This is a genomic window from Bacillus mojavensis, assembly GCF_012648005.1.
Taxonomy (GTDB): Bacteria; Bacillota; Bacilli; order Bacillales; family Bacillaceae; genus Bacillus; species Bacillus mojavensis.
In genome coordinates, this window is the sequence record NZ_CP051464.1 from 1,473,942 (window position 1) to 1,495,650 (window position 21,709).

Below are 21,709 nucleotides of genomic sequence, written 5' to 3' on the forward strand. Positions count from 1 at the left end.
AACTATTACAAAGGTGTTACAATTAAAAACAGTATATGTAAATATATTGAATGATTTGAGAGGGGTAACCAGAAGTGACTGAAATAGGACGTGAACCAAAGAAAAAGCGAAAAGGAAGCAGAGCAATCAGAATGAATCTGTATTTCTTAGCGGTCTTTGTTCTATTTACTGCATTAATCTTTAAGCTTGGCGTTGTTCAAATTGTCGAAGGCGAACAGCATGAAGAAAACGCTGAGAAAGCTAATGCGAAAACAGCGTATTATCCAGCGCCTCGGGGAAAGATGTATGACAGAAACGAGAAAGTGGCTGTTGATAACCAGAGCGTGCCGGAAATTGTGTATGTCTCAACATCAAGCACAAAAACAAAGGACAAAATCAAAACAGCTAAACGGCTTGCCGCTTTGATCGATATTGATACCGAATTTTTAAAGGATAGAGATTTACGTGATTACTGGCTCGCTTCTCATCCGAAAAAAGCCGCCCGCCTGTTAAAGGAATCTGAAAGCAATCTGAAGGGGACACAGGCTTACAAGCTTCAAGTGGAACGCGTCCCGGCTAAAGAATTGAAGGCCATCCAGCGGGATGACGGAGAAATGCAAACCGCGGCCATATACACAAGATTTTCAAGCGGGAATGCGTATGAACCTCAGATTGTAAAAGCGATGGACCCAAATAACAGCAATGGCAACGGCAAGAATGGATCATTGCTTGATGAAAAGAAAAACTTCTCGCAAAGACCGAAAAATGATTTAACATATGATGAAATTTCTATTGTGTCTGAGCATTTAGAAGAGCTGCCGGGGATAGATGTCGTAAACGATTGGACACGAAAATACCCTTATGACAAAACACTTTATTCCGTTTTTGGAGGTGTCACAACACCTGATCAAGGGCTGCTCAGCGACCGGAAAGACTTTTATGTTACGAGAGGCTATGCGAGTAATGACAGAGTCGGCAAAAGTTATTTGGAGTATCAATATGAGGACTATTTAAATTCTCATAAAGAAAAAGTGGAATACGTGGAAGACAATAAAGGAAATGTCGTCAGCCAGAAAACAATTGACAAAGGCAGCAGGGGCTATGATCTTCGGCTTTCTTTTGACATGGAGCTTCAGGCAAAGGTAGAAAAGATTGTTGAAGAAGAAGTGAGAAATAGCCGCGCGCGCGGAAACTATATGCTTGACCGGGCCTTTGTTGTGATGATGGATCCGAATAACGGCGATATTTTGTCGATGGCAGGAAAAAAGATAGATTTAGAAACAAATAAGATTCAAGATTATGCGATCGGTGCTTTTACAACCCAATATGAAATGGGATCAGCAGTAAAGGGTGCAACCGTTCTCGCCGGCTATCAAGATGGTATCCCGCATTATAAATATTTCGTTGATACACCTCTGTATTTTGCAGGAAATAATAGGCCTAAGAAATCCTATATGAACATGGGAACCATCAATGAATTAACGGCTTTGCAAAAAAGTTCAAACGTATATATGTTTAATGTTGCTATGCATATAGCTGGGGTAACGTATAAGCCGCATGGACCGCTTCCTGCTGATCAGAAGGATCTGCTCAAAATGAGAAATTACTACAGCCAGTTTGGCCTTGGAGTCAAGACTGGTGTTGACCTGCCGCAGGAATCTGCAGGAATGCAAACGACACCTGATGCCGTAGGGGGACTAATTTTAGACTTGGCCATCGGTCAATATGATACATATACACCGCTTCAGATGGCACAGTACATTTCGGCAATCGCAAATGGCGGATACCGCATACAGCCTAGAATCGTCACAAGTATCCATAAACCCAGCAGTAAAGAGGAGCTTGGAAAAACAATTGAGCAAAGAAAGCCTAACATCCTGAATAAAATCAATAATACGGAAAGTGATATTCAGCAAGTAAAAACTGGAATGAAATTAGTTACAACTTCGGGGACCGCTAAAAATACTTTTACAGAAGACGTGTCTGGAAAAACGGGAACAGCTGAAACATTTTACTACGGCACAAATCAAAATTGGTGGGGAAAAAGGACATACAATCTAACATTTGTCGGCTATTACCCATCGAAAAATCCAAAAGTTGCATTTAGTGTGGTTGTACCTTCAGTAGCAAACGATCACGATCCGATCAATAAGTTAATCGCCAAAAGAGCCATACACGCCTACGCAGAGCTCGAAAAGAAAAATAGCGAAAAATAAAAAACAGGGTGCACATCTGACAGATTGTGTGCCCTTTCTTTTACTCAAAAATTAGAGATCACTATAAGAATAGAAGGAGAATACTCATTTTCTAGCGAATCATACTAGGTAAAAGTCAATCTGTAAATGTCGAACATGATGATCATGCAAAGGAGGGATTCTGTGGAACAGGATACGCAGTATGTTAAGCCATTTCAAACGAAAACCGATATTCATGCAGTCTTGGCTTCTAATGGACGCATCATTTATATATCAGCCAACTCCAAACTGTATCTGGGTTATCTCCAGGGAGAAATGATCGGATCATTCCTCAAGACATTTCTGCATGAGGAAGACCAATTTTTAGTTGAAAGCTATTTTTATAATGAACATCATCTGATGCCGTGCACCTTTCGTTTCATTAAAAAAGATCATACGATTGTATGGGTGGAGGCTGCAGTAGAAATTGTGACGACGAGAGCTGAGCGGACGGAACGGGAAATCATTTTGAAAATGAAGATTCTCGAAGAAGAGTCCGGGCATCAGCCTCTTACCTGCGAAAAACATGAAATTGAGCCTGCGAACCCGGAATCAACTACATATATAACGGATGATTATGAGCGGCTAGTTGAAAATCTTCCAAGCCCGCTATGCATCAGTGTCAGCGGCAAAATCGTCTATGTGAACAGCGCGATGCTTTCCATGCTGGGAGCAAAGAGCAAGGATGCTGTTATTGGTAAATGGTCCTATGAATTTATTGAGGAAGAGTATCATGATATCGTCAAAAACAGAATTATACGAATGCAAAAAGGAATGGAAGTCGGAATGATTGAACAGACGTGGAAAAGGCTTGATGGCACACCTGTTCATTTAGAAGTGAAAGCGTCCCCGACCGTCTACAAAAACCAGCAGGCTGAACTGCTTCTGCTAATCGATATCTCTTCAAGGAAAAAATTCCAAACCATCCTGCAAAAAAGCCGTGAAAGATATCAGCTGCTGATTCAAAATTCAATCGATACTATTGCTGTGATTCATAATGGGAAATGGGTGTTTATGAATGAGTCGGGAATTTCGCTGTTTGAAGCGGCTACCTATGAGGATTTAATCGGCAAAAATATATACGATCAGCTTCACCCTTGCGATCATGAGGATGTGAAAGAGAGAATCCAAAACATTGCCGAGCAAAAAACAGAATCAGAAATTGTTAAGCAATCATGGTTTACCTTTCAGAACAGGGTCATCTACACGGAGATGGTCTGCATTCCGACGACCTTTTTCGGTGAAGCAGCTGTCCAAGTCATTCTGCGTGATATTTCTGAGAGAAAACAAACAGAGGAACTCATGCTTAAATCAGAAAAGTTATCTATCGCAGGACAGCTCGCAGCGGGTATCGCGCATGAGATCCGCAATCCGCTGACAGCGATCAAAGGATTTTTACAGCTGATGAAACCGACGATGGAAGGAAATGAACATTATTTTGACATTGTATTCTCTGAGCTCAGCCGAATTGAATTAATACTCAGTGAACTGCTGATGCTGGCGAAACCCCAGCAGAATGCGGTTAAAAAGCATTTGAACTTGAAAAAACTAATTGGTGAAGTCTCGGCGCTGCTGGAAACTCAGGCGAATTTGAACGGGATTTTCATCAGAACCCGTTATGAGAAAGACAGCATTTATATAAACGGGGACCAAAATCAGCTAAAGCAAGTATTCATTAATTTAATAAAAAATGCCGTAGAATCCATGCCTGACGGAGGCACTGTAGACATTATCGTAACAGAAGATGAGCATTCTGTTCATGTTACCGTCAAGGACGAAGGGGAGGGCATACCTGAAAAGGTGCTCAACCGTATTGGAGAACCATTTTTAACGACAAAAGAAAAGGGAACGGGACTCGGGCTGATGGTAACATTCAATATCATTGAGAATCATCAAGGCGTTATCCATGTAGACAGTCAGCCGGATAAAGGCACAGCGTTTAAGATCTCATTTCCAAAAAAATAAAACAACGGCTTAAACGCCGTTGTTTATATCGTCTGCATCGATTCCCTTTTCTTTAGTACAAATAATTCTAAACGATCTAATCCTTCTCTTAATGTGTCCAGCGAGTATGCAAAAGACAGCCGTACATATCCTTCACCAAACGCTGAGAACGAGCTGCCGGGCACAAGCGCCACACCAGCATCCTCCAAAAGAGCCATACTAAAATCAAACGAAGACATTCCAAAGGATTTAATAGAAGGAAAAATATAAAATGCGCCAGACGGTTTTACGACATCAAGCCCCATAGACACGAGGCGGTCATACACATAATCGAGCCGTTTTTTGTACTGCTCTCTCATGATCAGGGCGTCGTCAAATCCGTTAGTGACAGCTTCAAGCGCTGCCTTTTGAGAAATAGAGGACGCACATGACACATTGTATTGATGAACCTTTAAAATGTGTTTTGCTATTTCTTTAGGAGCGAATAAAAATCCGATTCTCCATCCCGTCATGCTGTGGGATTTTGACAAGCCGTTAATAACAATCGTTTGATCCCGCAAATGTGTTGCGATCGAATGGTGCGGTCTGTCATATGTTAATTCGCTGTATATTTCGTCTGACAATACGAAGACATTTCTGCCTTTTAATAGAGCCGCGATGCTTTTCAGCTCTTCTTCAGATAACGTGACACCGGTAGGGTTTGACGGATAAGGAAGCACGACACATTTGGTATTGGGAGTCAGAGCTTCTTCAATCAGCCGGGCTGTGAGCTTAAAACCGTGGGACGTCGTGTCAACAATGACAGGTTTAGCACCGCACAAATTAATAATAGGTTCATAACCCGGGTATATCGGACCGGGCATAATGACTTCATCGCCGGGAGACAAAATGGTGCGGAATGCTGCATCAATGGCTTGGCTTGCTCCTGTTGTGATCATTATTTCACTTTCAGCTTCATAGTTGAAATCCGCTTTTTTCTTCATATAAAGTTGAACAGCTTGTCTCAATTCCAGGTAACCGGCATTCGGAGTGTATGATGTAACGTTGTCATCAATGGCTTTTTTTGCGGCAGCTTTTACGTGATGCGGCGTGAAAAAATCAGGCTGGCCGATCGTAAGTGAAATGACATTTTCGTGTTGAGATACAAGATTTGCGAATTTGCGTATTCCTGAAATTTCAATCTCTCTGGCTTTCGGATTCAGCAAATGTTCCATAATTCATCACCTTAATATATATAATGAGTTTATCCTATTTTACCACTAGCTGGCCATTTGTCACCTTTTTAACCGATATATTTCGATTGTATGCGCCTATTTTCTAAACATACCTTCCTTCTCAGAAAAAAAGAAGACAACCAGCGATTTGATTGTCTTTATTGTATCATGTTCTATTATTGTTTATATGTGCCAATTTCATCAATAACCATAGTCAAAATGAAGGTCTTCGTGCCAAATCATGTACGGGGGATGCTCTTGTTGAAGAACAGCAGATTCTTTCTTCATATGAAGATAAGTCTCTTCACTGATATCCTCTAAAACAGTCATTTCATCTTCTTTAAATATTACTAAAGTACCCATTATTTACACCCTTCTTTGGAAAAATCCTTGACTATTTTATCACTGTCAGTCGGAATGTCAATGGACATTAGGAAAAAAGTTTCTTTTTTTGAGATTGTCAGCATAACTATGGCCAGAATAGGATTTTGAAGAGCCTCACCATTCATTTTTTATAATTTGCGCCGATATATACAGTACAATACTGAATGCGAATAGCGAGGGATTGAATTGTCGTTACAACAATACGAAATTTTATTGGATTCTGGTACAAATGAATTAGAAATTGTGAAGTTTGGCGTTGGTGGCAATGCTTTCGGCATTAACGTCATGAAAGTGAGAGAGATTATTCAGCCTGTCGAGGTCACATCAGTGCCTCACTCCCACCAGCATGTAGAAGGAATGATTAAACTAAGAGGAGAAATTCTCCCAGTCATCAGCTTGTTTTCCTTTTTTGGGGTTGAGCCTGAGGGATCAAAAGACGAGAAGTATATCGTAACTGAATTTAACCAGCGAAAAATTGTTTTCCATGTCGGATCTGTTTCTCAAATTCACAGGGTTTCCTGGGAAGCGATTGAAAAGCCAACTTCCTTAAATCAAGGAATGGAGCGCCACCTCACAGGGATTATTAAACTGGAAGACATGATGATCTTTTTGCCTGATTATGAAAAAATCATCTATGATATCGAATCAGACTCAGGTGTTGATACGTATAATATGCATACCGAGGGCTTCGATGAAAGAAGAGCTGATAAAAAACTTATCATTGTGGAGGATTCACCGCTTCTGATGCGCCTCTTAAAGGATGAATTAACAGAAGCCGGATACAACAATATTACAGCGTTTGAGAATGGAAAAGACGCATATGACTATATCATGAACCTTGCTGAAAGCGGCAATGATTTAACAGAACAGATCGATATGATCATCAGTGACATTGAAATGCCGAAAATGGACGGGCACAGGCTGACAAAGCTGCTTAAAGACAATCCGAAGAGTTCTGATGTGCCGATTATGATTTTCTCATCATTAATTACAGATGATTTGCGTCACCGGGGAGAAGTGGTCGGTGCCGATGAGCAAATCAGCAAGCCGGAAATCGGCGATCTGATTAAAAAAGTAGATACGTATGTGATCGATTAATAAAAAGACGGATGCCATAAGTGGGTACTGACCCCATAAGATGAGACAAATAAAAAACACCTTCAAGTTTGAAAACGGATCGTTGTTGTCCGAAATAAGACTGGAGGTGTTTTTTGTATGGGAACAAGCCGTATTCAAACGAAACTAAACAGCCAATCACCGATAAGCTATCGGCAATTGGCTGGATAAAATGTGTTTTGATCCCTGTCTCAAAAACGGGGGTCAGTCCCCCAGTGGCAGCGGCTTTTTTTATTAAAAATAACTCTCGCCGAGTTTCTTAAAGACAGGCTTATGATATGCAGGCTGCTGGCGATTCGCCACAAGCGGCTTTTCTTTCATGCCGACGTATTGTTGCAATAGGTGTTTTGCTTTTGTTAAAGACATTTGAGCTTTAGGATTTCGGTACGACTGATTAAGTGTACCTAAATGCGGAAGATGTTCGAAGTCTTCTTTAGTTGGAGGCATGTGAAAATAGTAGTCTCCGATTGAGATAAGCACGTCCGATTGCTGCTGGCTGAACCTTGGATTTTTGGAAAAATGAAGCCCTATTTTCTTTCCTTTACCTTCTTTGACAAGCTTTTGCAAAGCCCGTTTTTTCAGCAGATATAGGTATTTAGGGTTGGGGGCGGTTTTTGCATGGCGGTTCACAGTGTAAACTGCTTTTGAAAGATTATCTACGGTTGGCTGCAGATCTTTCGAGTATGCATGGTCGTCCATTATTTCTCTCCTTTGCTCTAATCAAATTCTTTATGATTAGATTATACTTTTTTAAGGTTGAAATGCAAATATTGAATGCAAAAATGCGCTTTTTCTGAGGAAAAAAGCGCATTTTTAACTTATATTATACAGATTTTGCTTTCTTTTTCGGCTGAGCTTGAAATGTTTCCTGTACATTCACTTCCACAGCCTGCGCACTGTATTTTGGCAGTGCCACAAAATAGAAAATGAAAACAGCCAGGATGAAAACGCCCATGCCGTAATACAGATAATCGATGTTTGATACGAACTTAGGGAATAACAGCGCCACTAAGCCGAGTGTCAAAGACTGCGCAAACATCATAAAAGGATCTTGCCAGCCGCTTACACGTCCCATCAGCTTCGGATGGACAATCTTAGGCATCCATCCCCCGATGGCGATGTTTACCGGACCGATGCACATCCCCAGTACAAAAGTAGTCGCGTAGTACACCCATAAAACTTTGGTGTAGCCAAGGACAAAAATCAGCAAGCCTGCAATTAAAATCGGCACCGACATTAAAAAGTGAGGCTTCACTTTTCTAGAGATTAACGTGCCAATCACACTTCCTGCCAAAAGCCCAAACCCGATCGCGATCGTAAATACGGATGTATGCCACTCATAACGGTCGGGGGCCAGTCCATACTTCATTGTAAACATCGGCAATACAGCAAATCCTCCGTTCACAAAACCAAAAACAAAGAAACCGAAAATAAGAGAGGCCAGTAGCTTGTTTTTTAAAATGTAGACAATGCCTTCCTTAAAATCGTTTATCGAATCCTTTAAGGAAGCTTGTCTCCAGTTAAATGTACCGTTCGGCTGTCTGGCTTCTTTCGGAATCCGGCAGGTACGGATCAGCAGGCCGGAAATAATAAAGCTGATAAAATCAAGAATAATCGCTCCATGAATTCCGATTGTGTTATACATAAAAGCACCGATTCCAACCCCAAATACCATAAAGATACTAAAAAGCATCTGATTAAGCCCGGCCGCTTTCGCATAATGCTCCTTCGGCAGGATGGCTTGTACTAAACTGTTTTCTGCAGGAAAGAAAAACTTGGTTACAGCGCTTCTGATAAACAAAATACAGAAAACAAGAGGAATATTGCCGGTAAATAAAGTGAAAAAAAGAACGACAGTCAGGGCGGCTCTGATCCAATCACAGTTTTCCGCGACTTTTTTTCTGTCAAACCGGTCCGCCACAACTCCCACAAGTAAAAACACAAATACTGTAGGAAGGGAATACATCAGTTCAGCCAAGGTTGTGTACGAAGGCTGGCTGCTGAAACGGTCCAGCAAGAAAAAAGCAAATGCCATGTTGCCTACTGTCGTGCCCATTTGAGAAGCGAGTGCTGCGAAAAATAGACGAACAAAATTACGATTTTTAAATATATCCATAAAAACGCTCCTTACCCTAAAGGTCCCACTTTATCATATTATAAACCGCCTGTTTTTGAAACAAATAAGAAAACATTACCGGTTAATCATGACTCTTGTTCCGTTTGGCACAATGGAAGCGAGTTCTAGAACATCTTTGTTATGCATGCGGATACAGCCTTTAGACACAGCCTTGCCAATCGAAGCGGGATTATTCGTGCCGTGTATTCCATAGTGCTGCCTTGAAAGGCTCAGCCAATAAGCGCCAAATGGGCCGCCGGGATTGCGTTGGCGGTTAATAATATAGAACTCGCCAGTCGGTGTTTGTGTCAGTATTTTACCGACGGCGATCGGATATGTTTTTATTACCCGATTATTTTGGTGCAAAGTAAGGGTTTTAGCCCCAATTGAGACTGCAATATGATAGGGGATCGTATTCGGGTCCGGGAGACCGGGGATGACAATGCGCTGTCCGGCGATAACTCCTGATTGCAGCGAAGGGTTGGCCTGAGTTAAAGCAGCGGTGCTGATTCTGAAATCGGCCGCGATGCTGGTGAGTGTATCGCCTTGTTTAATCTGGTACGTGAGCAGTTTCCTCATCCTCCCTTTTTTATTTATAAGTATTGATGAGGAACCCATTCTGCTACATTAATTTGTGCTTTTTAATGTAAAGACTGTGATCTCAGGTTTAGCCAGAAATCGCAAAGGCAGTCTCGTCATCCCAAGGCCGCGGTTCACATAAATATGAGTGTCATCTGTTTGATACATTCCTTCGGTATAGACTTTTCCGTACGGAGGCGTAATAAGCGGTCCGTAGAAGGGCAGCTGAATTTGCCCGCCGTGTGTGTGTCCGGATAGCTGCAGATTGACAGGATATGTTTTTGTATTCAAGGCGGCATCAGGCTCATGGACGAGCAGGATGGAAAAAAGCTTCTCGCTTAGTTTTGATAGGGTGCCTTCATAATCGGGTTTCCCGAGCATTAAATCATCGAGCGCAGCAATCTCAATTTCGCTGCCGTCTGTGAGCGTCAATTTTTGATAGGCGTTGCGGAACACCGTAAAACCTCCTGAAGTCATCAAGCTTTTATAAGCATCGGTTCCATAGCCGCCGTGATCATGATTGCCGTAAACACAAATCTTTCCGAAGGGTGCCTGCAGCTTTCTCAAGAAAGGAATCACTGCCTGATAATTGTGATACGTATCAGGGTTATCGATAATATCACCGGTAAAAACAATTAAATCAGGCTTAGATTCATTGATTGTCAGAATGACAGTTCTAAAGTCATCAAGCGTAAAATAATCGCTTAAATGTGTATCACTGAACTGCACAATTTTAAAACCATCAAATCCATGGGGAATGAGAGAGCTTTTAATCGTGTGTTTAGTAGTCTCAATCATATGCGGTTCCAGATAGCGGGCATAGCCATATCCGCCGCCAGCCGTTAAAACCCCGGCCGCAAAAACGCCGAACGTTCCTTTTAAAAATTGTCTTCTGGACATCTTTTTCATTTCAAACCAACCTTTAATAGAGTTTTTCTATTATATCACCTGTACCTTTAAAAAATCTCATCTCAGCATGTGCTGACAGAAGATGGTGTATGATGGTAGAATAATATTGAATGAATGATCATTCATAATAGGAGGGATCATACAATGGAAAAAAAGGTTGTTATTATTACCGGCGGGTCAAGCGGCATGGGAAAAGCAATGGCAAAGAAACAGGCCGACTTGGGATGGAACGTCATGATAACAGGGCGGAACCAGGAAGCGCTTGAAGAAACAAAAAAAGAAATTGAAACCTTTGAGGGCCAAGTTGCCTGCTTTCAAATGGATGTCCGTTCTGATTCTTCTGCAGTACAAATGGTTGCAGAAGCGCTAAATCGGTTTGGGCGTCTTGATGCACTTATTAATAATGCAGCCGGCAATTTTATTTGTCCGGCGGAAAAGCTCACGCCCAATGGATGGAAAGCGGTAATTGAAATTGTATTAAATGGTACATTTTTTTGCAGTCAGGCCGCAGCCAGGCACTGGATTGAGCATCAGCAGAAGGGTGTTATTTTAAATATGGCCGCCACTTATGCGTGGGGAGCGGGTGCGGGGGTTGCTCATTCCGCTGCGGCAAAAGCTGGCGTATTATCGCTCACTAGAACTCTTGCCGTAGAGTGGGGCAGTCAATACGGAATCCGTTCCAATGCGATTGCACCCGGTCCAATTGAACGAACAGGCGGTGCAGAAAAGCTTTTTGAATCAGAAAAAGCGATGTCCCGAACGATAAACAGTGTGCCGCTCGGCCGGCTTGGCACACCCGAGGAAATTGCCGCTTTGGCAGCGTTTATGCTTTCTGATGAAGCTTCCTATATGAATGGAGAATGTGTCACTCTGGATGGGGGGCAATGGCTGAATCCCTATCCGTTTTAAAGCATATTAATCTTTGGATTCAATGTGGTATAATTAGACAAAGATAGAGAAGCAGGTGATAACATGTTGGATCCACTTGATATTTTAACGAACATTGATGATGTCCACCCATATTACCAGGCGATTTTCAGTGCCGAGGAGCAGAAAATCGTCGGGTATGAGGTGCTGGGACGTATATTGGCAGATTCAGAAATTCAAAGTCTCGGACCCTTTTTTTTAGATGCGGGGATACCCGAAGAATATAAATTAGAGGTTGATAACAGAATTATCCGCCAGGCTCTTGACCGCTTTTTAGAAGCGGATTCGGATCTGCTGATTTTTATGAATCAGGATGCCAATCTTTTAATGCTTGATCACGGCGAAAGCTTTCTTGAGCTTCTGAAAGAGTATGAAGCGAGAGGGATCGAACTTCATCGTTTCGTGCTTGAAATTACGGAGCACAATTTTGAAGGGGATATTGAGCAGCTTTACCATATGCTTGCCTACTATCGTACATACGGAATTAAAATTGCAGTTGATAATATCGGAAAAGAAAGCAGCAATCTGGACCGAATTGCGCTGCTTTCACCAGATTTGTTAAAAATTGATCTACAGGCGCTGAAAATATCGCAGCCATCTCCGTCTTATGAGCATGTGCTGTACAGCATTTCATTATTAGCAAGAAAAATCGGTGCGGCGCTGCTTTACGAAGATATTGAGGCGAATTTTCAGCTTCAATATGCATGGAGAAACGGAGGCCGCTATTTTCAGGGCTTTTATTTGGTGTCCCCGTCAGAATCGTTTTTAGAGAGAGATGTATTGAAGCGAAGACTTAAGACTGAATTTCACCAATTTATCACACATGAGAAAAAGAAACTAGAAACCGTCTATGAGCACTCTGAACAGTTTTACAAACGGGTGCATCAGGCTGTTACATCATTGCGAAAATACAACCAGTCTCCGGATGATGACGACTTTATTAAAAAGCTGGCGGAAGAGCTGACGGATTGCAGTTTTAGAATTTATATTTGTGATGAAGAAGGCGATCAGCTGACTGGAAATGTTTTTAAACAAGACGGAGAATGGATTTACCAGCCGGAGTATACCGAGAAGAACTGGAGCTGGCGTCCTTATTTTTTAGAGAATATTATGAGAATGAGAAACCTCAGAAAAGGATTTTTCAGTGATTTGTACAGCGATTTGGAAACAGGTGAAATGATTAGAACGTTTTCGTATCCGATGGATGATCATATGTATTTATTTATAGACCTGCCGTATTCTTATTTATATGAGCAGGATGGTTTGATTTAAACGGCTGAAGAGCCGTTTTTTTTATGAATTGAAAAAAAAATCAAAAAAACGATTGACATTGATACTGAGAATCATTATCATTTAATTATAGAGAGAAGCTACTCTCTGTTCCCCAACCCCTCTATCAGATCAAGATCCGAAAAGCTTGGCGCTACCCCCGCCAAGTTTTTTATTTGTCAACGAATAAGACAAACCATAAAACAATAAACCTTATTAGTGGTAAACAACGCCTCTAGGAGGATAAAAATTGTTCAAAAGGAGCAACAGCCTGCGCATTGACCTTCCAACCCCAGAACATCCTGACCCAAATGCTCTAGCCGCAGTTCAAGAGCTGTTAGGCGGCAAATTTGGTTGTCCACTCTCAATCATTACATGTTCCAATCCTGTAACTTTCGCTGCAAGAAAAAAGTAAAACCGTTTTACGACGATCTCGTATCAAGCATTACGGCTGAAGGATTATGTCTTTAATGCTGACAGGTTCGGCATTTAAAGGTGATCCCGATGTTTTACACCGATGAGAGATGCAAAAAATAAACGCAATTTCCAGTATCTTATTGAAACGGCTCAAACGTATCCGTTTGATCGATGGGGAAGTCTGGACTGGTGAAAATGGGTTTAACAGCGGAAACCTGGTGCTGAATTTGCTCATGTACGGCGGCGTTTACATCGTGGCTTATGCCAAAGCGCTTGAGGTTGCGACTGGCGTAAGTATCGGCAAAATGCATCCAATCTCGAATCCCGTTATTCAAAAGAGGATTTTGACAAAATTGCAAAAAGGCTGTTGGATTCTGCCGGAATATCAAAAAAACTATAATTGTGTGTATGACATTCCAAAAAAAGCCTCAAACTACGTAAAAATAGTTTTTTCACTTTTTTTCTTTTCTTAAATTCAGCAGGGAAAATGCCATCCTGTCCGACTTTATGGTATGATGCTCAATAGAACTTGTATTATAATAAATACTTGTTGATTTGAAGTTGTTTTTTGAAAGGAGTCTTTTTTTAGAATGTCACAATTAATGGGTATCATCACACGGCTGCAAAGTCTGCAAGAAACGGCGGAAGCGGCTAGCGAGCCAATGCAGCGCTACTTCGAAGTAAATGGTGAAAAAATATGCAGTGTTAAATATTTCGAAAAAAATCAAACGTTCGAACTGACGGTTTTCCAAAAAGGTGAAAAGCCGAACACATATCCGTTTGATAATATCGACATGGTTTCAATCGAAATCTTTGAACTTCTGCAGTAAGACTCTTGATATAGGGGAAACAAGCTTTCGCTTTGCAGCATGTAATCGAAATAAACGGTAAGGAGCATACTTGTTTCATGGTTGTAAATCCTTGAAAAGGAGTGTCGTCATGGCCGATTCTTTTCTGTTTTATAATCTTTCAGAAGCACAGATGACCTTTCAAGATGTGATGGAGCGGCTTAAAGCCTTTATCCGAAAGGACCCCCGTTCTTCATATGTGTTATCGATCGGAACCGATTCTCAGGTTTATCGTGATTACACAAAGTTTATTACTGCATTACATTTGCATCGTACAGGCAAGGGAGCTTGGGGCTGCTTGAAAAACCACGCAGTCGACAGACCCATACATAGCCTTCGTGAAAAGATTTCGTTAGAAACGGCGTACAGTCAAGAAACAGCCGCCTATATTCTGGATGGACACTTGATGGATATTACCGATCTGCTCCTGCCTTTTACAGGTGAAGGGGCGGATCTTACATTTGAGGTTACTTGGATATTGGGAAAAAAGGGCTTACAAAAGAACTGATTCAAGAAATGACAGGACGTATTACTTCAATGGGGATTGAGGCTAAAATCAAACCGGATTCATACACAGCCTTCAGCTATGCAAATCGTTTCACAAAATAATTCCGGCTCGCAAGCCGAGGGAAATGTCGAATTATGCGGTTGACGATTGTTTTCTGATTACTTATTCTAGCGGTAGAGCTGAAAGTAAGTTTTCTTGCTTTCAGAGGTATTCAGTATAAAACAGGGGGCCTGATTACGAATGAGTCTTATCGGTGAACGATTTACAGAAGAAGAACAAAAACTTCTGCTGAATATCCTGATCAATCATGAGTATGCTATCGAGCTTTTAAGCAGTGAGATCAACGATATAGAGACAGGAACCAAAAACGTTGACGGAACCACCTACAAAAAACTTGTAACGCTATACGACCGATTTCGATTTGAAAATTAATGGAACACTTTATAATTGATACTCCTCCAAAGAGTATCTTTTTTATTGAGGAAACTTTTCGACAAATACTGATAAAGTTTATATTATTGTAGTATAGGGAATGTATGTGTTGATGAAAATGAAAAGGGGTCGAAAACATGATAAGCTTGCAATCAGATCAGCTTCTTGAGGCAACAGTCGGACAATTTATGATTGAGGCGGACAAAGTAGCGCACGTTCAAGTTGGGAACAACCTGGAGCACGCTTTATTAGTGCTGACAAAAACAGGATACACGGCCATCCCGGTGCTGGATGCGTCTTATCGTTTACACGGCTTAATTGGGACAAATATGATCATGAACAGCATTTTTGGTCTTGAAAGAATTGAATTCGAAAAGCTTGACCAGATTACCGTAGAGGAAGTCATGCTTAGTGATATTCCGCGTCTTCATATAAATGATCCGATTATCAAAGGATTCAGCATGGTCATTGATAACGGGTTTGTTTGCGTTGAAAATGATGATCAGGTCTTTGAGGGGATCTTCACGAGAAGAGTGGTTTTGAAGGAATTGAATAAACATATTCGCTCATTGAACAAGTAGGCTGCTCGGCCTATTTTTTATTATATTTGCAGAGCTATAAAGAAAGCGCATACATAAATTGGGGTGAAAAGGACTTGAATCATAAACTAAGTTTTTATTAGAATGGGAGATAAGAAAAACTTATTGATAAAAAAAGGAGGACGACATGCAGCTTCAAGAGCTTCATATGCTCGTAGTTTTAGCTGAGGAGTTAAATATGAGAAAGGCGGCTGAACGGCTTTTTGTATCCCAGCCGGCTTTATCTCAGCGTTTACAAACCATTGAAAAGGCGTGGGGGACAAAGATATTTTTAAGATCCCAAAAAGGATTGACGGTAACGCCGGCCGGAGAGAAAATCATTCAGTTTGCGAATGACGTTACGTCAGAGCAGGATAGAATTAGAGAAAATATCGATGAGCTCGAAGGAGAAATTCACGGCACACTGAAGCTCGCCGTCGCCTCTATCATCGGCCAGCATTGGCTTCCTAAAGTTCTGAAAACGTATGTGGAAAAGTATCCGAATGCAAAGGTTTCGCTTATTACCGGCTGGAGCAGCGAAATGCTGAAAAGCCTTTATGAGGATCAGGTTCATATTGGCATTATTAGAGGAAACCCCGAGTGGAAAGGCCGCAAAGACTATTTAATGACAGACCATCTGTATTTAGTCGATACTGAAATATCCTGTATAGAAGATATTGCTCATACAGAACGGCCGTTTATCCAATTTAAAAGCGACAGCACTTATTTTCAGGAGATTCAGCATTGGTGGCATCAAAAATTTAAAACGTCGCCAAAACAGACTATATTGGTTGATCAGATTGAAACGTGCAAACAGATGGCGCTGCACGGGATCGGATATGCGATTTTGCCGTCTGTTACCCTTCAGAACGAAGACAAAGTCAATAAAATGCCTCTGTTAGACGGTAAAGGAAATCCTATCGGGCGGGATACGTGGTTATTAGGCTATGAACCTGCTTTTGAACTAAAGCAAGTTCAAGCTTTTGTTTCAGTTGTAAAGGAGATGCTTGATCAAGAGCACCCATTTTAAGAGAAAAGACAGCACAAGGCTGTCTTTTTTTATTTACATATTGACAATGAAAATCATTATCATTTAAAGTGGTAAATATGATATTGAAAATCATTATCAATTATGAGGTGATAACATGGCAAAAGCCTTGATTACATATGCCAGCATGTCAGGAAATACAGAAGACATTGCTGGAATTATAAAAGATACGCTGCAGGAATATGGTTTAGACATTGATTGCATCGATATGGATGACGCAGAAACATCGGCTCTGACTTCTTATGATTATGTGCTCATTGGCACCTATACATGGGGGGATGGCGATTTGCCTTACGAAGCAGAGGACTTTTTCGAAGAGGTTCAGCAGCTCGAGCTGAACGGATTGAAAACAGCTTGCTTCGGCTCGGGGGATTATTCTTATCCAAAATTTTGCGAAGCTGTCAATCTGTTCAGTGACATGCTGCAAGAGGCGGGAGCTGCTGTCTATCAAGAAACACTTAAAATTGAGCTTGCCCCTGAAACGGATGATGACGTGGAAAGCTGCAGAGAATTTGCAAGAGGTTTTCTTGCATGGGCAGATTTTGTGAACAAGGGAAAAAGCCATGTTTCATAAAGGTGCGACAGCTGTTGCGGCATCATCGTTTTCTGGCTATTTTGTGGCAGTAAAAAGAGAGGGCATTTTTCATTATTCTTTGGAACAAGGCTGGAAGAAGCTTTTTCGTTTAAAAGCGAAAATACACTGCATCAGTTACATCGGTCCTTATTTATTCGGTGTCGGTGAAAAGGGAACGATCATTCGTTCATCTGACGAGGGGAAAACATGGTCGATATCGAGCTTCCCGACAAATGCGACAGTGTGGGCGATTACGGGCAGGAATGATGGATTTGTTTGCGCCCATGGCAAGCATTGCGTTTATGTATCAGAAGACTTCGGTATTTCGTGGCGGGTTGCCAAACCCTTTGCGGAATTTGAACATCCGCCTGTTATCCGTTCACTGTGTCTGCACGGCGGTAATCTTTATATTGGTACACAAATACACGAATGCTTCGGAGGGATTTGGGTTTACGATTTCACACAAGACGCTGTCCGAATGGTGAAAAAAGAAGACAACCGTATGACGGCATCCATGCTAGTGTTCAATGAAAAATGGCTGGTTGCTGCAATGGGCTCTGTAAAAGGGAAACGCGGAGCCGTCATTGCACAGCATATTTTAACGGCTGAAGAAGTCACGATACATTCCAGCATGATGAAAAAGGAAGAATCGTTTCTTGATATTTCAGAGGATGATGGCATTATTTATGTCACAACGGCTCAAGATGAAAATGGCTATTCGAGGATTTATCAGGCTGATCTTGAGGCCCGAGAGCTAAGATGGTTTGATACCATTAAAGGTCATGGCTGGAGAGTGGCCAATCAAAGAGAAAATTTCTTTTGTGCAGGTTTGTATGAATGTAAATTTGTCCAGCCGTACGAAGTTTCAGCAATGATTCATTAGAGGAGGAATACGGAATTGGGGAAGATTTTGCTGGTTTACGCAACGATGTCAGGCAACACAGAAGCCATGGCTGATTTGATTGAAAAGGGACTTCAGGAGGCGGAAGCGGAAGTAGACCGCTTTGAAGCGATGGACATTGATGATGCTGAGCTTTTTAATGATTATGAACATATCATCTTAGGAACCTATACATGGGGAGACGGAGATTTGCCTGACGAATTTCTCGAACTTGCCGAAGAAATGGATACACTTGACTTTACCGGGAAAACCTGCGCCGTTTTCGGTTCCGGTGATACAGCATATGAATTTTTCTGCGGTGCTGTAGATACACTTGAAGAGAAAATAAAAGATCGAGGCGGCGAAATCGTGCTTCCTTCCGTAAAAGTTGAAATGAATCCTGAAGGGGAAGAAGAGGAAGCATTAAAGGAATTCGGCAGACAATTTGCTAGAAAAAGCGGCTGTGCTGTCTGATAGATGCAAAGAGAAATGCCGAGCGCCTGTTTCCTTTTTTTCTTGTCTTTGTATCTTTCCTTTGATACAGTAATGAGGTAGAAAATCAGGAGGAGGACTATACATATGAAAATGATGGACGCAAATGAAATTATTTCATTTATTCAAAATAGTACAAAATCTACACCTGTAAAGGTTTATGTAAAAGGTGAGCTGGAAGGAATCAATTTCGGTGAATCTGCGAAAGCTTTTCTAAACGGAAACACTGGTGTTGTTTTCGGTGAATGGAACGAAATCAAAACAGCAATTGAAGAAAACAAAAGCAAAATCGAGGATTACGTGGTTGAAAATGACCGCCGCAACTCTGCGATTCCTATGCTTGATCTTAAAGATGTAAAAGCGCGCATCGAGCCGGGTGCGATCATCCGCGACCAAGTTGAAATCGGCGATAACGCAGTCATCATGATGGGGGCTTCTATCAATATCGGATCAGTTATCGGAGAAGGTACAATGATCGATATGAACGTTGTCCTTGGCGGACGAGCTACTGTCGGTAAAAACTGTCACATTGGTGCGGGTTCTGTGCTTGCGGGCGTTATTGAGCCGCCATCCGCTAAACCGGTTGTCATTGAAGACGACGTTGTGATCGGCGCAAATGCTGTCGTGCTCGAAGGTGTAACAGTTGGTAAAGGAGCTGTTGTTGCTGCGGGTGCGATCGTAGTGAACGATGTTGAGCCATACACAGTTGTTGCAGGAACACCTGCTAAGAAAATTAAAGATATCGATGAGAAAACAAAAGGCAAAACTGAAATCAAGCAGGAATTACGCCAGCTGTAAGGAATGATTTGATCAAAAAGGCGTGGATGATATATCCACGCCTTATTCGTATAGGCAGGAGGAAATGAAAATGAAGAAAGAGGAGCTCATTGCAATCCGCAGAGATCTGCACCGTATTCCCGAACTTGGATTTCAGGAATTCAAAACACAGCAATATTTATTAAACGTCTTGGAGCAATATCCGAAAGACAGAATTGAAATTAAGAAATGGAGAACAGGGCTTTTTGTGAAAGTGAACGGAACAGCGCCGGAAAAAATGCTCGGATACCGAGCGGACATTGATGCGCTATCAATCGAAGAGCAGACAGGGCTGCCATTCGCATCAGAGCATCACGGCAAAATGCACGCCTGCGGACACGATTTGCATATGACGATTGCGCTGGGCATCATCGACCACTTTGTTCATCACCCTGTTAAGCATGATCTGCTCTTTTTATTTCAGCCGGCAGAGGAAGGTCCAGGCGGAGCGGAACCGATGCTAGAGAGCGACGTTTTGAAAAAGTGGCAGCCTGATCTCATCACTGCGCTTCATATTGCTCCAGAGCTGCCGGTCGGAACCATCGCGACAAAAAGCGGTTTGCTTTTTGCGAATACATCAGAGCTTGTCATTGACCTGGAAGGCAAAGGGGGGCATGCAGCTTATCCGCACTTAGCTGAGGATATGGTTGTAGCGGCAAGCACACTCGTTACTCAACTGCAAACAATCATCTCCAGAAATACGGACCCGCTGGACAGCGCTGTGATTACTATCGGTACGATTACGGGCGGCTCCGCGCAAAATATCATTGCGCAAACAGCTCACCTGGAAGGCACAATCCGCACGCTTTCTGAAGAATCCATGAAGCAGGTAAAGGAACGGATCGAAGATTTAGTGAAAGGAATCGAAATCGGCTTTCGCTGTAAAGGAAAAGTGACGTATCCGTCTGTGTATCACCAAGTTTACAATACAAGCGGGCTCACAGAGGAATTTATGTCTTTTGTTGCTGAGCACAAATTGGCACAAGTAATTGAAGCAAAAGAAGCGATGACCGGAGAGGATTTTGGCTACATGCTGAAAAAATATCCGGGTTTCATGTTCTGGCTCGGCGCTGATTCATCGCACGGACTCCATCACGCGAAGCTGAATCCTGATGAAAATGCGATCGAAACAGCGGTTAACGTGATGACAGGTTATTTTTCTGTTTATGCCAATTAAGTACGATGGAAAGAATAAAATGCCATATGATGAGCACCCTATTTAACGGAGGTGTTCTTTATGACAAAAAAAATTGGAATTGAACAGTCGTTATCAGATGTAGAAGCTGCATTAAGAGAAAAAGGATATGACGTTGTCATGATGAAAAGTCCTGCAGATGCAAAAGGCTGTGACTGCTGTGTCGTAACAGGGCTAGACAACAATGTGCAAGGTATAGCCGATACAGTAACACAAGCACCAGTCATTACAGCTTCCGGGATGACTGCTGAAGAAATTTGCAGCGAAGTTGAAAGCAGAATTCAGTAAGTAAAAACCGAAGCAAAAGCTTCGGTTCTTTTGTTATTCTGTTTCTTTAGGAAAAGCGCGGTCGAGTGCGGTTTTTATTTCTTTTCTCAGCACGCGTTCGACCCGCCACTGTTCCATATTTTCTGTTTTGGCAATGACTCTGATCACAATTTCAGAGGTTCCCAGCTCTTGAATGCCGATAACATTAGGGCCCTCTTTAATTTGCGGAAGAGCAGCTGCCGTTTCGTCACATACATGTTGTAAGATGTGAATGGTTTCATCGAGGTTTCTTTCAGCCGGGACTTTAATATCAACCAGCGCCTGCATCGTTCCGCGGGAATGGTTGCTTACATTTGTGATGTTCCGATTCGGGATATAATGCAGTGTGCCGTCAAAGCTGCGGATTTGGGTCGTTCTTAAACCGACCTGCTCCACAATTCCATTAAAGGTTGCAACGGTTATATAATCTCCGACATCCAATTGTTTTTCAAGCAGAATAAAAAAACCTGTCACGATGTCGCTGACAAGGCCTTGGGCGCCAAAACCGACCGCCAGACCTACAATTCCCGCACCTGCTAAAAGAGCGCTCGGATCGTAATGAAACAAATCCAGAACCATAACGAAAAAAATAAAAATCAATATGTAAGCAAATACATTAAGTGTCAGGCTTCGGAGCGTGTGAGCCCGTCCAATAGTCAGGTTGTTTTGCGCTTCAAATTTTGCAAATAGATGTTTAATAATTCTCATGCCTACAGATCGAACGATAAAATAGAGGCAAATCATAATGACGAGCTTAATGAGTAAAACACCCGCATTGGTGACAAGACCTGCCCAATCATAGTGTGTAATAAAATCCATGTTGGAGCTTCCTTTCTGATTGTGTTGCAGCATGTTAAAATTTGTTTCCCTATACATGAACATGTTAAACTTTTTAACGTAAAATGTCGAAGGCAAAGACATGTATTCTTTGTTAAAAATTGACT

21 protein-coding genes and 3 pseudogenes are annotated in these 21,709 nt (G+C 41.9%); 17 read left to right on the plus strand and 7 right to left on the minus strand.

Annotated features, from left to right (window positions below; translation table 11 throughout):
- Positions 1-74: 74 nt before the first annotated feature.
- Together HC660_RS07665 and kinA are read left to right on the plus strand one after the other, a co-directional pair.
- Positions 75-2,195: a peptidoglycan D,D-transpeptidase FtsI family protein gene (locus tag HC660_RS07665; RefSeq protein ID WP_168747633.1), complete on the plus strand. Its 2,121-nt coding sequence runs from the start codon at positions 75-77 to the stop codon at positions 2,193-2,195.
- A gap of 162 nt (positions 2,196-2,357) precedes the next feature.
- Positions 2,358-4,178: a sporulation histidine kinase KinA gene (gene kinA / locus HC660_RS07670; protein ID WP_168747635.1), complete on the plus strand. Its 1,821-nt coding sequence runs from the start codon at positions 2,358-2,360 to the stop codon at positions 4,176-4,178.
- Between the two features lie 9 nt (positions 4,179-4,187).
- On the opposite strand, the pseudogene HC660_RS07675 reads toward kinA, so the two are convergent.
- Positions 4,188-5,371: pseudogene (locus tag HC660_RS07675) on the minus strand (aminotransferase A).
- Positions 5,372-5,572: 201 nt separating this feature from the next.
- Entirely contained in the window at positions 5,573-5,734 is a 162-nt protein-coding gene (locus HC660_RS07680; protein ID WP_168747637.1) for a protein YkzT, read from the minus strand.
- Between the two features lie 207 nt (positions 5,735-5,941).
- Here HC660_RS07680 and cheV point away from each other — a divergent pair, with 207 nt between their 5' ends.
- Positions 5,942-6,853, plus strand: coding sequence for a chemotaxis protein CheV (gene cheV / locus HC660_RS07685; protein WP_168747638.1), 912 nt, complete (start codon positions 5,942-5,944; stop codon positions 6,851-6,853).
- A 252-nt stretch (positions 6,854-7,105) separates the two neighbouring features.
- Here the strand turns inward: cheV and HC660_RS07690 are convergent, their stop codons facing one another.
- The 4 genes from HC660_RS07690 to HC660_RS07705 all read right to left on the minus strand — a co-directional run bounded on the left by HC660_RS07690 (position 7,106) and on the right by HC660_RS07705 (position 10,475).
- Complete coding sequence (locus HC660_RS07690) at positions 7,106-7,570, minus strand: YkyB family protein (RefSeq protein ID WP_168747640.1); 465 nt, start codon at positions 7,568-7,570, stop codon at positions 7,106-7,108.
- A 124-nt stretch (positions 7,571-7,694) separates the two neighbouring features.
- Positions 7,695-8,987: an MFS transporter gene (locus HC660_RS07695; RefSeq protein WP_168747642.1), complete on the minus strand. Its 1,293-nt coding sequence runs from the start codon at positions 8,985-8,987 to the stop codon at positions 7,695-7,697.
- Between the two features lie 75 nt (positions 8,988-9,062).
- Positions 9,063-9,557, minus strand: a complete 495-nt coding sequence (locus HC660_RS07700; RefSeq protein ID WP_081720804.1) for a L,D-transpeptidase family protein — start codon at positions 9,555-9,557, stop codon at positions 9,063-9,065.
- Positions 9,558-9,614: 57 nt separating this feature from the next.
- A complete protein-coding gene (locus HC660_RS07705) occupies positions 9,615-10,475 on the minus strand; it encodes a metallophosphoesterase (RefSeq protein ID WP_168747644.1) in 861 nt (286 codons plus the stop codon).
- 144 nt (positions 10,476-10,619) lie between these two features.
- Between HC660_RS07705 and fadH the strand changes: the two genes are divergently transcribed.
- The 14 genes and pseudogenes from fadH to HC660_RS07775 all read left to right on the plus strand — a co-directional run bounded on the left by fadH (position 10,620) and on the right by HC660_RS07775 (position 20,747).
- Positions 10,620-11,384, plus strand: a complete 765-nt coding sequence (fadH, locus tag HC660_RS07710) for a 2,4-dienoyl-CoA reductase (protein ID WP_168747645.1) — start codon at positions 10,620-10,622, stop codon at positions 11,382-11,384.
- Between the two features lie 63 nt (positions 11,385-11,447).
- Positions 11,448-12,674: an EAL domain-containing protein gene (locus HC660_RS07715; RefSeq protein WP_010334051.1), complete on the plus strand. Its 1,227-nt coding sequence runs from the start codon at positions 11,448-11,450 to the stop codon at positions 12,672-12,674.
- A 247-nt stretch (positions 12,675-12,921) separates the two neighbouring features.
- A pseudogene (locus HC660_RS07720) lies at positions 12,922-13,411 on the plus strand (manganese catalase family protein); the annotation flags it as partial.
- Between the two features lie 267 nt (positions 13,412-13,678).
- Positions 13,679-13,918 carry a YkuJ family protein gene (locus HC660_RS07725; RefSeq protein WP_010334055.1) on the plus strand — a complete coding sequence of 80 codons (240 nt, stop codon included), beginning with the start codon at positions 13,679-13,681 and terminating at the stop codon, positions 13,916-13,918.
- Between the two features lie 109 nt (positions 13,919-14,027).
- A pseudogene (locus HC660_RS07730) lies at positions 14,028-14,545 on the plus strand (ribonuclease H-like YkuK family protein).
- A 139-nt stretch (positions 14,546-14,684) separates the two neighbouring features.
- Positions 14,685-14,876 carry an AbrB antirepressor AbbA gene (gene abbA, locus HC660_RS07735; RefSeq protein ID WP_003218673.1) on the plus strand — a complete coding sequence of 64 codons (192 nt, stop codon included), beginning with the start codon at positions 14,685-14,687 and terminating at the stop codon, positions 14,874-14,876.
- A 137-nt stretch (positions 14,877-15,013) separates the two neighbouring features.
- Positions 15,014-15,457, plus strand: a complete 444-nt coding sequence (gene cbpB / locus HC660_RS07740) for a cyclic-di-AMP-binding protein CbpB (RefSeq protein ID WP_010334057.1) — start codon at positions 15,014-15,016, stop codon at positions 15,455-15,457.
- A gap of 145 nt (positions 15,458-15,602) precedes the next feature.
- Positions 15,603-16,484, plus strand: coding sequence for a transcriptional regulator CcpC (gene ccpC / locus HC660_RS07745; RefSeq protein ID WP_010334058.1), 882 nt, complete (start codon positions 15,603-15,605; stop codon positions 16,482-16,484).
- Positions 16,485-16,599: 115 nt separating this feature from the next.
- The gene (locus tag HC660_RS07750) at positions 16,600-17,076 is read left to right on the plus strand and encodes a flavodoxin (RefSeq protein ID WP_010334059.1); all 477 of its coding nucleotides are present in this window, start codon (positions 16,600-16,602) and stop codon (positions 17,074-17,076) included.
- Positions 17,066-17,959: a WD40/YVTN/BNR-like repeat-containing protein gene (locus HC660_RS07755; protein WP_010334060.1), complete on the plus strand. Its 894-nt coding sequence runs from the start codon at positions 17,066-17,068 to the stop codon at positions 17,957-17,959. The genes HC660_RS07750 and HC660_RS07755 overlap by 11 nt, the downstream gene beginning before the upstream one ends.
- A 15-nt stretch (positions 17,960-17,974) precedes the next feature.
- The gene (locus HC660_RS07760; protein WP_168747646.1) at positions 17,975-18,430 is read left to right on the plus strand and encodes a flavodoxin; all 456 of its coding nucleotides are present in this window, start codon (positions 17,975-17,977) and stop codon (positions 18,428-18,430) included.
- 105 nt (positions 18,431-18,535) lie between these two features.
- Positions 18,536-19,246, plus strand: coding sequence for a 2,3,4,5-tetrahydropyridine-2,6-dicarboxylate N-acetyltransferase (gene dapD, locus HC660_RS07765; protein WP_168747648.1), 711 nt, complete (start codon positions 18,536-18,538; stop codon positions 19,244-19,246).
- A gap of 70 nt (positions 19,247-19,316) precedes the next feature.
- Positions 19,317-20,441 carry an N-acetyldiaminopimelate deacetylase gene (locus HC660_RS07770; RefSeq protein ID WP_168747650.1) on the plus strand — a complete coding sequence of 375 codons (1,125 nt, stop codon included), beginning with the start codon at positions 19,317-19,319 and terminating at the stop codon, positions 20,439-20,441.
- Between the two features lie 60 nt (positions 20,442-20,501).
- A complete protein-coding gene (locus tag HC660_RS07775; RefSeq protein WP_010334064.1) occupies positions 20,502-20,747 on the plus strand; it encodes a YkuS family protein in 246 nt (81 codons plus the stop codon).
- A 33-nt stretch (positions 20,748-20,780) separates the two neighbouring features.
- On the opposite strand, the gene HC660_RS07780 is transcribed toward HC660_RS07775, so the two are convergent.
- On the minus strand, positions 20,781-21,584 hold the full coding sequence (locus HC660_RS07780) for a mechanosensitive ion channel family protein (protein WP_010334065.1): 804 nt from the start codon (positions 21,582-21,584) through the stop codon (positions 20,781-20,783).
- Positions 21,585-21,709 lie beyond the last annotated feature (125 nt).